Source organism: Pseudomonas sp., from assembly GCF_037994325.1.
Classification (GTDB): domain Bacteria; phylum Pseudomonadota; class Gammaproteobacteria; order Pseudomonadales; family Pseudomonadaceae; genus Aquipseudomonas.
Map to the genome: position 1 here is coordinate 1 of NZ_JBBNAH010000073.1, position 15,035 is coordinate 15,035.

Annotated in this window: 12 protein-coding genes; 9 read left to right on the plus strand and 3 right to left on the minus strand. The window is 61.5% G+C overall.

What is annotated here, in order from left to right; genetic code table 11:
• A partial coding sequence (mobA, locus tag AAAB16_RS02400) for a molybdenum cofactor guanylyltransferase MobA (RefSeq protein WP_340661895.1) occupies positions 1 to 487 on the minus strand: 487 nt, incomplete at its 3' end.
• A 76-nt stretch (positions 488 to 563) separates the two neighbouring features.
• Here mobA and moaB point away from each other — a divergent pair.
• Positions 564 to 1,103, plus strand: a complete 540-nt coding sequence (gene moaB / locus AAAB16_RS02405) for a molybdenum cofactor biosynthesis protein B (protein WP_340661896.1) — start codon at positions 564 to 566, stop codon at positions 1,101 to 1,103.
• Positions 1,100 to 2,314: a gephyrin-like molybdotransferase Glp gene (gene glp / locus AAAB16_RS02410; protein WP_340661897.1), complete on the plus strand. Its 1,215-nt coding sequence runs from the start codon at positions 1,100 to 1,102 to the stop codon at positions 2,312 to 2,314. The genes moaB and glp overlap by 4 nt, the downstream gene beginning before the upstream one ends.
• A 132-nt stretch (positions 2,315 to 2,446) precedes the next feature.
• Here glp and AAAB16_RS02415 read toward each other — a convergent pair whose 3' ends face one another.
• On the minus strand, positions 2,447 to 3,478 hold the full coding sequence (locus AAAB16_RS02415) for an AraC family transcriptional regulator (RefSeq protein ID WP_340661898.1): 1,032 nt from the start codon (positions 3,476 to 3,478) through the stop codon (positions 2,447 to 2,449).
• 143 nt (positions 3,479 to 3,621) lie between these two features.
• Here AAAB16_RS02415 and AAAB16_RS02420 point away from each other — a divergent pair, with 143 nt between their 5' ends.
• From AAAB16_RS02420 to AAAB16_RS02445, 6 genes are all read left to right on the plus strand, one after another.
• Complete coding sequence (locus AAAB16_RS02420) at positions 3,622 to 5,214, plus strand: FAD-binding oxidoreductase (RefSeq protein ID WP_340661899.1); 1,593 nt, start codon at positions 3,622 to 3,624, stop codon at positions 5,212 to 5,214.
• Between the two features lie 58 nt (positions 5,215 to 5,272).
• Positions 5,273 to 6,865, plus strand: a complete 1,593-nt coding sequence (locus AAAB16_RS02425) for a glycerol-3-phosphate dehydrogenase/oxidase (protein WP_340661900.1) — start codon at positions 5,273 to 5,275, stop codon at positions 6,863 to 6,865.
• A 13-nt stretch (positions 6,866 to 6,878) separates the two neighbouring features.
• Entirely contained in the window at positions 6,879 to 8,438 is a 1,560-nt protein-coding gene (locus AAAB16_RS02430) for an FGGY-family carbohydrate kinase (protein WP_340661901.1), read from the plus strand.
• Positions 8,439 to 8,495: 57 nt separating this feature from the next.
• Positions 8,496 to 9,398 carry a lipid kinase YegS gene (gene yegS / locus AAAB16_RS02435; protein ID WP_340661902.1) on the plus strand — a complete coding sequence of 301 codons (903 nt, stop codon included), beginning with the start codon at positions 8,496 to 8,498 and terminating at the stop codon, positions 9,396 to 9,398.
• Positions 9,399 to 9,650: 252 nt separating this feature from the next.
• Positions 9,651 to 10,577, plus strand: coding sequence for a chemotaxis protein CheV (locus tag AAAB16_RS02440; RefSeq protein ID WP_110614773.1), 927 nt, complete (start codon positions 9,651 to 9,653; stop codon positions 10,575 to 10,577).
• Positions 10,578 to 10,833: 256 nt separating this feature from the next.
• Complete coding sequence (locus tag AAAB16_RS02445; protein ID WP_340661903.1) at positions 10,834 to 11,637, plus strand: MOSC domain-containing protein; 804 nt, start codon at positions 10,834 to 10,836, stop codon at positions 11,635 to 11,637.
• A gap of 148 nt (positions 11,638 to 11,785) precedes the next feature.
• On the opposite strand, the gene AAAB16_RS02450 is transcribed toward AAAB16_RS02445, so the two are convergent.
• Positions 11,786 to 13,714 (minus strand): transglycosylase SLT domain-containing protein, encoded by a 1,929-nt coding sequence (locus tag AAAB16_RS02450; protein ID WP_340661904.1) that lies wholly within the window; start codon positions 13,712 to 13,714, stop codon positions 11,786 to 11,788.
• A 393-nt stretch (positions 13,715 to 14,107) separates the two neighbouring features.
• On the opposite strand from AAAB16_RS02450, the gene AAAB16_RS02455 reads away from it, so the two are divergent.
• The coding region (locus tag AAAB16_RS02455; protein WP_340661905.1) for an ATP-binding cassette domain-containing protein at positions 14,108 to 15,035 on the plus strand (928 nt) is incomplete at its 3' end.

Here is a 15,035-nt window from a genome sequence, read left to right on the forward strand (position 1 = left end):
GCCTGGGGCTGCGTTTGCCCGCTTGCCAGGCCAATTCCACCGCAGCGGCAATGCGTGTTGGCAGCAGGCTGAACAGTGGCTCCCACTGCGCGCCGCGGCGCAGCATCAGCGGTTTTTGCTCGTGCTCGGCCAGGCGCCGCATCGCCTGCAACAACGGCAAATCCACCAGCGGCGCATCGCACGGCAGCACCAATAACCAGGCGTGTTTGGCCACCGCAAGCCCTGCGCGAATACCCGCCAACGGGCCGTGAAAATCCGGGCTATCGTCGCTGACCAGTTGATCCGCGTACGGCCCATAGCGCTCCTGATTGCGGTTGCAGGAAATAATCAAATCATCGGTCAAAGGCCGCGTCAGCTCAGACAAATGGGCAATCAGCGGTAGGCCATGAAAGGGGATCAGGCCTTTATCTAGGCCGCCCATACGCTGCCCTCGGCCACCAGCTAACAACAAAATGGAGCAGGCGGGCAGGGTGATCGAATCGGTCATAGGCGCTCCCAGCGCGATAAAGGCGAGGGCTGTGATATAAACACCGACCTGCCTCCCCCACAACCGGATTGAGCCTATGAACACCAAGGCTGATGCACCCTTTGTGCCCCTGAATATTGCTGTGCTGACCGTCAGCGACACCCGTTCGCTGGAGACCGATACCTCCGGCCAGCTGTTTGTTGATCGCCTGAGCGCTGCCGGCCATAACCTGGCCGCTCGCGTGTTGCTAAAAGACGATCTGTACAAAATCCGCGCCCAGGTCGCCACCTGGATTGCCGAAGACACTGTGCAAGTCGTGCTGATCACCGGCGGCACCGGCTTTACCGGCCGCGACAGCACCCCGGAAGCCGTAGCCTGTCTGCTGGACAAACACGTCGACGGCTTTGGCGAGCTGTTCCGCCAGATCTCCGTGCCCGATATCGGCACCTCCACTATTCAATCCCGCGCCCTCGCTGGCCTGGCCAACGGCACGTTGGTGTGCTGCCTGCCGGGCTCAACCAACGCCTGCCGTACAGGCTGGGACGGCATCCTCGCCGAGCAGTTGGATAACCGTCATCGGCCATGCAATTTCGTACCGCACCTGAAACAGGCTGCGCCCTGCGAGACGCGCGGATGAGTGAGGCCAAACGCCCCGGTTTACTGCCGGTGGAGCAGGCGCTGGAGCGCTTGCTGGCCTTGGCCGAAGCCGTGCCGATTAGCGAAGTTGAAACAGTAGCCTTAGCCGATGGCCATGGCCGCGTGCTGGCCGAGCCCTTGGTTGCCAGCCTGGATTTGCCGCCGTGGCCCAATAGCGCCATGGACGGTTACGCCCTGCGCCAAGCCGACTGGCAGGGCGAACCGCTGGTGGTTACCCAGCGAATTTTCGCCGGCCAGGCGCCCGCGCCGCTGCAAGCCGGAACCTGCGCGCGCATCTTCACCGGCGCGCCGGTTCCGCCCGGCGCCGATGCGGTGGAAATGCAGGAAAACGTCGAGGTGCTGGAAGACGGCCGCGTGCGTTTTACCCAGGCCATCAAGGTTGAGCAGAACATCCGCCCACAAGGGCAGGAAACCCACGTCGGTGAAACCGTGTTGGTCGCGGGCACACGCCTGAACGCGATCAAGCTCGGTCTATGCGCGACCCTGGGGGTGGCCGAGTTAACCGTAGTGCGCCGCCCGCGCGTGGCGGTGTTGTCTACCGGCGACGAGCTGATCGAACCGGGCCAGCCGTTAGGGCCGGGACAGATCTACAACAGCAACCGCACCCTGTTGATTCAGTGGCTACGTCAGGTCGGCTGCGAAGTGCTCGACGGCGGCATTTTGCCGGACAACCTCGAACTCACCCGGCAACGCTTGGGCAGCTTTGCCAGCGTCGATCTGATTCTTTCCACCGGCGGCGTTTCTGTCGGCGAGGCGGACTTTCTCGGTCACGCCCTGCGCGAAGAGGGCGAACTGGCGTTGTGGAAGCTGGCGATCAAGCCCGGCAAGCCGCTGACCTTCGGGCACTTTCGCGGTGTGCCGGTGATTGGCTTACCCGGCAATCCAGCCTCCACCCTGGTGACCTTCGCCTTGCTGGCGCGGCCTTATCTGCTGCGGCGTATGGGCGTAGCGGAAGTCACCCCGTTGCGTTTTCCGGTGCCGGCCGGCTTTACCTGGCGTACTGCCGGCGAGCGCCGCGAATACCTGCGCGCGCGAATCGAAGACGGCCGCGCGGTGCTCTACAGCAACCAAAGCTCCGGGGTGCTGCGCAGTGCGGCGTGGGCAGAAGGCTTAGTGGAAGTGCCCGAGGGCCGAACGTTGAGTGAAGGGGAGAGCGTGAATTTCATTCCCCTGAGCGAAGTGCTGAACTGATCCGACGGCTTCTGTCGAATAGGCCAAACCTGGATCCCCGCCTGCGCGGGGATGACGGCGAGACACCCAACAACTCCGTCGTCCCCGCGCAGGCGGGGACCCAGATGCGCAACTATGGCGCGGTGCCTGCCGTCACACTTCCGCGTTCTTGCGGTGCGCTTCGCGGTACTCCCCTGGCGTCATCCCGGTCCAGCCCTTAAAGCTGCGGTGGAACGAGCGGCTTTCGGTAAAGCCCAGGTAGTAGGCAATGTCCTGCACCGGCAAGGTGCTGCGGGTCAGGTAATGCTCGGCCAATTCCTGACGCAGTTGGTCGAGAATTTCTTGGTAGCTGGTGCCGGCCTGCTGCAAGTGTCGCTGCAACGTCCGCACGGTCATTTCAAACTTTTCCGCCACCCGTTCTTTGCGCGGCAAACCATCTTTTAGTAGTAAGCGCAGGGCATTTTTTACCCGCAGCGGCAGCGGCTCACCTTCGTCCAGACCGGCCATCAGCGTCAGCGCATGTTCTTCCAGGGTGCGCAGCAGGTTGGCGTCGGCTTGGCGCAACGGCACGGCGAGGTATTCCATCGGCACCAGCAAGGCATTCACTGGCTGCTCGAACTTCACCGCACAACCAAATACCTGCTCGTACTCGGCGATATCGGTATCCGCCGGCTGCGGATGCTCAAACCACACCTCGCGCGGCGAAGCCTGCACATCGGCGATCCAGCGCGCATAGAGCAGCCAAGAGGTCAGCACGTTTTCGACCATATGCCGGCGAATCTCCGCTGGCTCATGGCGGCAAGTCCAGATCAGGCGCAGGTGATCACCCGCCGGTTCCAGGCGGCTGACGCCCATATCCCCCACCAACTTCTCATACGGCACGATGCGGCTCATGGCCTCGCCAAGGGTCGCGCAGTTCATGGTGATATAGCCCAGCACGCTCCACGAGCCTGGCTGGGTGAAGTGCGCGGCGTGCAGGCCGAAGAGCGGGTCGTTTGATTCGCGTAGCAAATACGCCAGCAGCTTTTCATGGGCTTCACTGGGCAGGCGCCGGCTGTTGTCGTCCAGGTCACTGGCGGTCAGGCCGGCGGCAGCGAGGGCGGCGGCCTGGTCGATGCCAAGCTGTTCGGCATGGCGCAGGTATTTGAGCAGCGCGGGAACGGAGGTGTAGCCAAGTGCTTGCATGGCGTTGTTCTTATTCTGATGGACTGTCTTGATCTGCCACCGCGGCTGTCCTTATCCGACAGTGACGAGGCTCGGCGGGTCGCTAGTATAGGCATCCAATAAGTCGGTCTGGAACCGGCGATGAATAAGACAAGGAGACAGCCATGCGGCGCTGGAACGGTTGGGGTGATGAAGCAACGGTGGTGGAATTGCCCGCCCATGGTGGTGCGTTTCTGGGGCAACTGATCGGCCCTGGCCAGGTGCTGCCAGACGCCAGCCTGGCGCAGGTGCTGGCGCAAGTGCCAGCCTCGCGCCTGGCCGAGCATGCCTTGATCAGCACTGACGCCGAAGCGCGCGTGCGCCACGCCCGTGGCCAGAGCCTGCCGGATTGGCTGGCGATGCGCGAAGGTCGTTTCGACGTCTTTCCCGATGGCGTCGCGTTCCCGGAAACCCCCGCACAAGTCCGCGAATTACTGGTGTGGGCCGCTGAGCAGGACGTGCTGGTGATTCCTTACGGCGGCGGCACGTCGGTGGCCGGCCATATCAACCCGCAGGCGAGCGACAAGCCCGTGCTGACCCTGTCGCTGGAACGCATGAGCCGTTTGCTTGAGCTGGATGAAACCGCCCTGATCGCCACCTTCGGCCCCGGCGCCAATGGCCCGCAAGTGGAAAGCCAATTGCGCGCTCGCGGTTACACCCTTGGCCACTTTCCCCAGTCTTGGGAGCTGTCGACGTTGGGCGGTTGGGTCGCCAGCCGTTCCAGCGGTCAGCAGTCGCTGCGCTATGGGCGCATTGAGCAGCTTTTTGCCGGTGGCACCTTGGAAACATTCGCTGGCACCTTGCAGATTCCGACCTTTCCGGCCTCGGCCGCCGGCCCGGATTTGCGCGAAATCGTCCTCGGTTCGGAAGGCCGTTTCGGGGTGATTTCCAGCGTGCAGGTGCGCGTTACCAAGCTGGCGGCGGAAGAAAAGTTCTACGCGGTATTTTTGCCCTCCTGGGCCAAGGCTCTTGAGGCGATTCGTACCCTTGGCCAAGCGCGGGTGCCGCTGTCGATGTTGCGCCTGTCCAACGCCATCGAAACCGAAACCCAACTGGCCCTGGCTGGCCACCCCGAGCAGATCGCCTGGCTGGAAAAATACCTGGCCCTGCGCGGCGCCAAGGCGGGCAAGTGCATGCTGACCTTTGGCGTCACCGGCAATCGCGCGCAGAACGCGCTGTCGCTCAAGCAGGTCAAGGCACTGCTGAAAAGCTTCGGCGGCGTGTTTACCGGCACCTTGCTGGGGAAAAAATGGGCAGAAGGGCGCTTTCGTTTTCCGTATCTGCGTGAAGGCCTGTGGCAAGCCGGCTATGCCGTCGACACCCTGGAAACCGCGACCGACTGGAGTAACGTCGACAACCTGCTGAACAAAATCGAAGCCAGCTTGCGCCAAGGCCTGAGCGAAGAGGGCGAGCGGGTGCATGTATTTACCCACCTGTCCCACGTCTATGGCCAAGGCTCAAGCATCTACACCACCTACGTATTCCGCCCCGGCCCCGACTACGCCACCACCCACGCGCGCTGGCAGAAACTCAAACACCTGGCCAGCAGCACCGTGGTGAATAACCGCGGCACCATCAGCCATCAGCATGGCGTGGGCCGTGACCATGCGCCGTACCTGGCGGTGGAAAAGGGCGAATTGGGCATGGCCGCTTTGCAGTCATTAGCCAAGCACTTCGACCCCGACCAACGCCTAAACCCCGGCGTACTCCTGCCATGACCGTAGGGTGTGCTGTGCGCACCAGGGCGAGGTCGGCGTTTGCAGCGGTGCGGCGCGTATGACTACCTGGAACGCGGCTTGGCGGGAAAAGTCCTTAGCCGAATTGGCTTCCCGTGACTGGGATCTGATCGTGGTCGGCGGCGGCATTAGCGGCGCCGGCATCTTGCGTGAGGCGGCGCGCCGTGGCTGGCGTTGTCTGCTGATTGAACAGCGTGATTTCGCCTGGGGCACGTCCAGTCGTTCTTCAAAGATGGTGCATGGCGGCCTGCGTTATATCGCCAAAGGCCAGTTCGCCCTGACCCGCGATTCGGTGCATGAACGCCAGCGCCTGCTGGCCGAAGCGCCGGGCTTGGTTGATCCGCTGAGCTTTGTTATGCCGCACTACCAGGGGCAATTTCCCGGCCCTAAGGTATTCGGCACGCTGCTGCGGGTGTACGACGCCCTGGCCGGCAAACGTAACCACACGTTTTACCCCAAGCTGTCGCTGGATTATCTGGCGCCAGGTTTGAAGGCGCAGGACTTACTCGGTGGTACGCGCTTTTTTGATGCGGTTACCGACGATGCCCGCCTGGTTATGCGCGTGCTGGGCGAGGCGCGCGCCGACGGCGGCGAAGCGCTCAACGGGGTTAAAGTGGTGCAACTTACCCGCGCCGATGGCCGCGTTACTGGCTTAGTCGCCGAGAATGTCGAGACCGGCCAACGCCTGCAATTCAATGCTGGTGTGGTCGCCCAAGCGACTGGTGCCTGGGCTGATCGCCTACGTAAACCGCAAGGCGGCGAACATATCCGCCCGCTACGTGGCAGCCATCTGCTGCTGCCGGCCTGGCGTTTGCCGCTGGCCCATGCCTTTAGCTTTATGCACGCCAGCGATCGTCGCCCGGTGTTTGTTTTTCCCTGGGAAGGCGCCACGGTGATCGGCACCACCGACCTCGACCATGGCGACGATATCGACCTCGAAGCGCGCATCAGCGCCGATGAAGTGACGTACCTGCTTAGCGCCTGCGCGCAGCAGTTTCCCCAGGCGCAGATCAGCGCCAGCGACGTGCTATCCACCTGGGCCGGCGTGCGCCCGGTGGTGGCGAGCAACACAGCGGGCACCAAGCCCTCCGACGAAAAGCGTGAGCACGTGCTATGGACTGAACCCGGCAGCGTCACCCTGGCCGGCGGCAAGCTGACCACCTTTCGTTTATTGGCCTTGGAAGTGCTCAACGCCTGCGCGCCGATGCTGGGCAAAACCCTCAGCGACAGCGGCAGCGCGGTATTTCGCCCACTGCCGACGGCCGACATTGCGGGCCTTGGCGCTAACCAGCAGCGGCGCCTGGCTGGCCGCTACGGCGGGCAATTACCCTTGCTGCTGCCGCTGCTCGATGAGCTGGGTACCGACTGCCTGGGTGCCACCGATACGTTGTGGGCCGAACTGGCCTTTGCCGCTGAACACGAGCTGGTGCTGCATCTGGATGACTTGCTGCTGCGCCGTACCCGCGTGGGCCTACTTCTACCTAATGGCGCCAGCGCCTATCTGCCGCGCATTCGCGAGTTATGTCAGGCGCGTCTGGCCTGGAGCGACGAGCGCTGGCAGCAAGAACAGCAGCATTACCTGGCGCTCTGGCAACGCTGCTACAGCCTGCCCGCCACGCCAGCACAACAATAAAAAGGCCAATGCCATGAGCGAAAAAAGTTACCTGCTGGCCATCGATAACGGCACCCAAAGCGTACGCGCCTTGCTGTTCGACTTGCAGGGCAATCTGCTCGGCAAGGGTAAGGTCGATCTGCAGGCCTACTATTCCCAACAACCGGGCTGGGCTGAGCAAGACCCTGAGTACTACTGGAAAAGCCTGGGCCAAGCCTGTGAATTGCTCTGGCAGCAGGTGGATATCGACAAACGCCTGATCAAAGGCGTAGCGCTGACCACCCAGCGCGGCACCATTATTACCGTGGACGCGGCGGGCAAGCCGCTGCGCCCGGCGATTCTCTGGCTCGATCAACGCCGTGCCGAGATTCGCGACAAAATCAAAGGGCCCTGGGGTTGGTTGTTCAAACTGATCCGCGAAGAGGCAACGGTGGATTACTTTCGCGCCCAGGCCGAGGTCAACTGGCTGGCGCAGGAGCAGCCGGAGCTGTGGGCCAAGACCGACAAAGTGCTGCTGCTCTCGGGCTTTCTTACCCACCGGTTGTGCGGGCGTTTTGTTGATTCGGTGGCCTGCTGCGTTGGCTATCTACCCTTTGATTACAAACGCCTGAAATGGGCCGCGCGCCGCGACTGGAAATGGCAAGCCATGCCGGTGCGTCCGGACCAATTGCCCGAACTGGTCAAACCCGGTGAGCACCTGGGCGCAATCAGCGCCGAGGCCAGCCGCCATACCGGCATTCCCGAGGGCTTGCCGTTGATTGCCGCCGGCGCCGACAAGGCCTGTGAGGTGTTGGGAGCGGGCGGGGTGGAGCCGAGTACGGCGTGTTTGTCCTACGGCACCACCGCCACTATCAACACCACCCGCAGCACCTACTTGGAAACCGTGCCACTGATTCCGCCATTTCCCGCCGCGATTCCGGATCACTACAACACCGAGGTGATGATTTATCGAGGCTTCTGGATGGTCAGCTGGTTTAAGCAAGAGTTCGGTCTGCGCGAGATGCAGCGTGCCAAGGAGCTGGGGGTGGAGCCGGAGGCGTTGTTTGATGAGCTGGTGAACAGCGTGCCGGCTGGCTCCATGGGCTTGATGCTGCAACCCTACTGGACCCCCGGCATTCGTGAGCCGGGGCTGGAGGCCAAGGGCTCGATTATCGGCTTTGGCGATGTGCATACCCGCGCACATATCTACCGCGCCATTCTTGAAGGCCTGGCCTACGCCTTGCGCCAGGGTAAAGAGCAGATTGAAAAGCGCTCGGGTAGCAAAATCACCCGGCTGCGGGTATCCGGTGGCGGTTCGCAAAGTGATGCGGCGATGCAACTGACGGCGGATATTTTTGGCCTGCCGGCTGAGCGACCGCATGTTTATGAAACCTCAGGGTTGGGCGCGGCGATTGATTGCGCGGTCGGCCTGGGGCTGCATGCAGACTTTCCCAGCGCCATCGCTGCCATGACCCGCGTCGGCCAGGTATTCGAGCCCAACACGCCGGCACAACAAATCTATGAACGCTTGTACCGCGAGGTGTACCAACGCATGTATAAGCAGCTCAAACCGCTGTACCAAAGTATTCGCAAAATAACCGGCTACCCTGCCTAGCGGCCTCACACCTTGTCGCCGCTGCTAGGGTTGCTCCAGCGACTAAAGGATTTAGTGATGACCGAGCGCAAAGCCCTACTGATTCTGCACGGCAAACAAGCCCTCAACGAAGAGGTGCGCGCTGCGGTGCAAACGCGCCGTGATGACGGCTGGGAACTGGCGGTGCGCGTGACCTGGGAAGGCGGCGACGCCCAGCGCCTGGTAAACGAAGCGTTGGCCGCCGGTTACCGGACCATTATTGCCGGTGGTGGCGACGGCACCTTGCGTGATGTCGCCGAGGCCATGGCCCTGGCTGAGGCCGACGCCAGCCTGGCCTTGCTGCCACTAGGCACCGCTAACGACTTCGCCCATGCCGCTGGGGTGCCGCTGGTACCGCTGGAAGCCCTGGCGCTGCTCGACGCGCCAGCGCTGCCGATTGATTTGGGCGAAGTGGACGGCCAACTGTTCTTGAATATGGCCACCGGCGGTTTCGGCTCAAAAATCACCGCTAACACCTCAGAAGACCTTAAGCGTGTGCTCGGCGGGGCCGCTTACTTCCTCACCGGGCTTACCCGCTTCTCTGATGTGCATGCCGCGTTTGGCCGTTTTAGTGGGCCGGACTTTTCCTGGGAAGGCGACTTTCTCGCCCTAGGCATTGGCAACGGTCGCCAGGCTGGTGGCGGGCATGTGCTGTGTCCGCAGGCCTGCGTAAATGATGGGCTGCTGGATATCTGCATTGTTCCAGCGCCGCAGGATGTGGTCGGCACCTTGGGCACGTTGCTGTCTGGCGGCATTCTTGGCCTGGAAAGCGTGTCGATCAAAGCGCGCCTACCGTGGATCGAAATTGAGGCGCCGGAAGGCCTGGATCTCAACCTCGACGGTGAACCGCTGGAAAGCAAAGCCCTGCGCTTCAACGCCCGGCCCGCAGCATTGCGCGTGCACCTGCCGCCGGGCTCGCCTTTGTTAGGCATGGACGCCTGAAAAAAGCCGGTGCAGACTGCCCAAACGCTTGGGCTCGACCCATGTAGGGTGTGCTGTGCGCAACATGGCGGTTAGCCGTCAATCGCTGGTGCGCACAGCACACCCTACGAGCGTCGCAGCCGGCGATTGTGCCCGCCGTGATGGCACGGCATGATGGCACTTCATTTTCAGCGCATTTTTTCAGTTGTTCTATCGTCTGCCGATAAGGTTGCAAGCATTAGCTAGACTCGATAGACACGACAGGAGCACAGCATGGCCGGCATTCTCGACTCAGTGGACCAACGCACACAGCTGGTAGGTGAGAACCGCCTGGAAATTTTGATGTTCCGCCTGGCGGGCCGGCAGCTCTTCGCGATCAACGTGTTTAAGGTGCAGGAAGTCCTGCAGATGCCTAAGCTGACCCTGATGCCCCATCGCCACCCCTTTGTCTGCGGTGTGGTCAGTCTTCGCGGCCAAACCCTCCCGGTTATCGACCTGTCCCAAGCCATCGGCATGCGCCCGATTGTGCCGAATGAAAAAAGCACCATTATCGTCACCGAATACAACCGTTCGGTTCAGGCGTTTTTGGTTGGTGGCGTTGATCGCATTCTTAACCTCAATTGGGATTCCATCCTGCCGCCGCCCGGTGGCGCTGGCCGTCAGCACTACCTGACGGCGATCACCAAGGTGGAAGAGCAGTTGGTGGAAATCATCGACGTGGAAAAAGTGCTGGCCGAAATTGTGCCGTACAACGCCACTATTTCCGGTGATCGTCTGACTGACCCGGTGCTGGAAAAGGCCCGTGGCCGTGAAGTGTTGTTGGTCGACGACTCCAGCGTGGCGTTGGCCCAATTGCGCGACACCCTGTCCCAGCTCGGCCTTAAATTGCACGTAGCCACCGACGGCTTGAAAGGCCTCAACCAGCTGAAGAAATGGGCGGACGAAGGTCATGTCATGACCGACAAGCTGCTGATGATTTTTACCGATGCTGAAATGCCCGAGATGGACGGCTACCGCCTGACCACCGAAATCCGCAACGACCCACGCCTGAAAGACCTCTACGTGGTGCTGCATACCTCGCTGTCGGGCAGCTTTAACGAGGCGATGGTGAAGAAGGTTGGCTGCGACAACTTCCTCTCCAAATTCCAGCCCGACAAACTGGTTGATGTGATTCGTGAACGCTTGATGCTCGACGAGTAATCGACCGATCTCATTTGGGCGCGCGCCCCCGATCAAGTTCTTACAAAACTCTGGATCCCCGCCTGCGCGGGGAAGACGTGTTCTTTAATAGAGCACTGCGTCGTCCCCGCGAAGGCGGGGACCCAGAATATCCAGGCGATGGCGGATGGTGCGCATACCCCACCCAACCTTGGACTCCGCCTTTAGAACTGCTTGAGTGCCTACCCGGCAATTCCGTATAACGGTCCTTTGTTATCTGTTGACCAGGACGCCGGGCATGCTGCGACTCTCTTCTCTCTACCGTTTCCCCATGAAATCCGCGATTGGCGAGAGCTTGCCGCGTGCGCAGCTCGACAGCCTGGGCATGCTCGGCGATCGTCGCTGGATGTTGGTGGATGCCAGTAACGGGCGGTTCTTCACGCAGCGGGCAATGGCGCATATGTCGCAGCTCTCGGCGCTATGGAATGCCCAGGGCGGCCTGACACTCAACGCCGACGGCTTTGAGGCGCTGGATGTGCCCGTGCCAGGCCCGGACGCCGAAATGCGTGGCGCCTTTATCTGGAGCGACAATATGTATGTGCCAGATGCTGGTGATGAGGCGGCAGAGTGGCTGAGCCGCTTTCTGGGTAAGGCCTGCCGGCTGGTGCATGTGCCGCTGGAGCGGGCGCGGGATATTCCGGGTAGCCTCAGCCCGGACGAGAAAGTCGGGTTTGCCGATGGGTTTCCGCTGCTATTGATTGGCCAGGCGTCGCTAGATGACTTGTCCAAGCGCGTAGGCCGCCCGCTGGAAATGCTGCGTTTTCGCCCGAACCTGGTGGTGGAGGGCAGTGAACCGTACGCCGAAGACAGCTGGAAGCGTATCCGCATCGGTGGTGTGGAGTTTCGCGTCGCCAAAGGCTGCACCCGCTGCATCCTGACCACCATTGACCCGCAAACCGGCGAACGCAGCCCGGACCGCGAACCCTTGGCTACCCTAAAAACCTACCGCGAGCGTGAAGGCGAGGTGTATTTCGGGCAGAACCTGATTAACCAAGGGGTAGGGGAATTGGAAGTGGGGATGGAAGTGGAGGTGTTGGAGTAACGCGTCTTGCACGTCTTCAGGGACGCTTGCGTACCTGGGTTCCCGCCTTCGCGGAAATGACGCGGGGGCGCCTGCCTATCGCCGTCTCGTCGTCCCCGCGCAGGCGGGGACTCAGGTGCGCTGATTTCGACCCCGCAGAGTTACCCACTCACTGATCATCAAAAAACCGCTCATGCCAATCCACCAACGGTTGCGGAGCATTGAGCTTAAAGCCGTAGATCACCGCGTAAGACAGCACGTTTTGCACGTACTGGCGGGTTTCGTCGAATGGAATGGTCTCTACCCACACGTCGTAGGCCAGGTGGTTCGAACCTTTTAGCCACTGGCGTACACGCCCCGGCCCAGCGTTATAGGCGGCCGAGGCCAGCACGCGGTTGCCGTTGAACTGGCCGTGCACCTGGCTCAGGTACGCCGCACCCAGCTGCACATTCTTGTCCGGGTCCAACAGTTGTTGTGGGGCGAATGGAATGCTGAATTTGCGTGCGGTTTCCTTGGCGGTGCCGGGCATCAGTTGCATCAAGCCACTGGCGCCGACGCCGGAGCGCGCGTCGTCCATAAAGGCGCTTTCCTGGCGGGTAATGGCAAACACCCAGCTTGAATGCAGGCCGCGTACCTTGGCTTCACGCACCAGGGTGTCGCGGTGGGCCATGGGGAAGCGCACGTCCAGGTCGTCCCAGTACTGGGCTTGGCTGATGGTGCGAATAGCTGGGAAGTACCACTTTTTGTCGTAGGCAAGCCGCGCTTGGGCGACCAATTCATCCCGACTGAACAAGCGGCTAACGTGGTACCACTCGCGGCGCCCATCAACAATCTGGCCACGGTCGTGGAATTCCAAGGCGCGGCGAATGCCCGGGGTGTTGCGCACTTTCTGCATCAACTGGGCGTTCAGCAGCAATGGCTTGTTGGTTAGCTGATACGGGGTCTTCAGCTGGTCCGCGGCCATAAAACCGTAGAAATCGCGTTCTTTGGAAACCGGCTGATACAGCAGCAGGGCCGCGCCTTGGTTATTGGGCTCGGCCAGTTGCTGGCTGCGAGCTTGCCAGTAGCGCCAGCGATTGGTGCTGGCCAGGTCGGCGGGCATACGACGGATCAGTTGGTTGGCTTCGCTCCAACGGCCCAGGCGCAGCAGCAGGCGCGCGCGCCATTCGGTTACGGTGTTGTCGCGTAGCTCCGGGTCGTACTGGGTCATGATCGGCAGGGCGCGATCATCAAAGCGTTTCGCCAGGGTCAGGCCGATTTCGCGGGCGATGGCGACTTTTTCCTCCACCGAAAACGGCAGACGGGGGGTGTAGTCGTTCAGCAGGCTGATGGCTTTTTCCGGATCGTCCTTAGCCAGGCGGCGCAGGCCGAGGCTGACGATATCGGCCATGGTCTGGCTGGGCGGCATAAAGCGCGCGGTGTTGCTCAGCATGGTCGGCTTCTGCGCCACGTCAATCATCAGCTTGGCCTGGTTGCTCAGAGTCGGCAAAGACGCGGTCAGGTGGGTCGCCAGGCTGTAATTGCGCGCTTGTACGGCCAGCTTCAAACGCTTCCACACCATGGTTTCCGGCATCTGGCCAGCGTTAGCCCACATGGTGAACAGCGGCTCGCAGGCGTCCGGCTGGGACTTGCCCACCAACCAGAGTTTTTCCGCGCTGGCATAACCTTCGGCGGTTTGCCCGGAAATCAGCTGGTGCTGGCCGTTAAGGCAGTCCAACTCGGTGAAATTCATTTTCGGGTCGTAGTACTTAACGAACGGCTTCCAATCGCCGCGCTCGGCCAGCCAGCGCAACCAGCGCAGCTTCATCCAATTGGCTTGTGGAAGGTCGCCATGTTCGGCCAGAAATTTCTCGATCTCGGCATTGCTGGCGGTTTTTAGCCGAGCAGTCAGCTCGTCATAAGCCAGGTAAGGCTCCAGCGGGTAATCGGCCAGGGCGTTGGCGTACGTGCGGTACGGGCCGCTGTCACCTTTGGCGAGCGCACGTTTAGCCTCATCGTAAAACTGCCGCTGCTGCGTCAGGCTGGCGGCCGCAGTGGCTTCGAGGGAAACGGAGGAGAGGAGCAGGCAGGACAACAGGCAGAGCAGACGACCGCGCATGACACTTCCGAGCTGAAATTCTAAAAAGACGCCAAGTGTTGGCTTAGCGCTAAAGGTCGGTAGCTTAGCCTTTTGCCGGGCGCTGGAGAAAGCGAAAGCGCTAATAACCGGGGGATGGGCTTGGTGGAGTAGGGTGTGCCGCGCACACCCTGGGGTAAACGCGCAAACTGCCTGGTGCCCGCAGCACGCCCGACCAGATCACCAGCGTACGGGCTTAAGCGCTTCCACTGATCACAGGGATCAAAAAAACCCCACCCGGCCAAGGGCGCAAGTCGGTAGAATGCGCGCCCAGTTTTGCCGATGCGAAAAGCGCTCGGTAAAGAGATTTTTAACGGCTGTCGCGCGGCGTATTTCCAGGCTCGCGTAGGCCGAAGCTACTCCCTCGAGGCGACCATGCTGCTGAAGTTCACCGATGTTTCCCTGGCCTATGGCGCAATGCCGCTGCTGGACAAGATTTCCTGGCAGATCGCCCGTGGCGAGCGGGTGTGCATCATTGGCCGCAACGGTACGGGTAAATCCAGCCTGCTGCGCCTGGTCAAGGGCGACCGCCTGGGTGACGACGGTTCGGTATGGCGCGCGCCCGGTCTGAAAATCGGCGAGCTGCCGCAAGAATTGCCGGTAGCCGATGGCCGTACCGTGTTTGACGTGGTCGCTGAAGGCCTCGATGGCGTCGGCGCCTTGCTCGCCGAGTACCACCACCTTAGCCAGAACATCGTTACCGACGAAGACCTCAACAAGCTGATGCATGTGCAGCAAGACCTCGAAGCCAAAGACGGCTGGCGCTTGCAGCAATTGGTCGACAGCACCCTGAGCCGCCTGCAACTGCCGGCCGACAAAACCCTGGCCGAGCTGTCCGGTGGCTGGCGTCGCCGGGTGTTGCTGGCCCAGGCGCTGGTTTCCGAGCCTGATTTGCTGCTGCTCGACGAGCCGACCAACCACTTGGATATCGGTGCGATTGCCTGGCTAGAAGATGCGCTGAAAGATTTCCAAGGTGCCGTGCTGTTTATTACCCACGACCGCTCTTTCTTGCAGAACCTGGCTACACGCATTCTGGAACTGGACCGTGGCGGCTTGATCGACTGGAACGGCGACTACGCCAGCTTTCTTGAGCACAAAGAACAGCAACTGGCCGCCGAAGAAACCGCCAACGCCCTGTTCGACAAGCGCCTGGCCCAGGAAGAAGTGTGGATCCGCCAGGGCATCAAAGCGCGCCGCACCCGTAACGAAGGCCGTGTTCGCGCCCTCAAAGCCCTGCGTGTTGAACGCAGCGAGCGACGTGAGCGCACCGGCAAAGCCAATATTCAGCTGGATACTTCGGAAA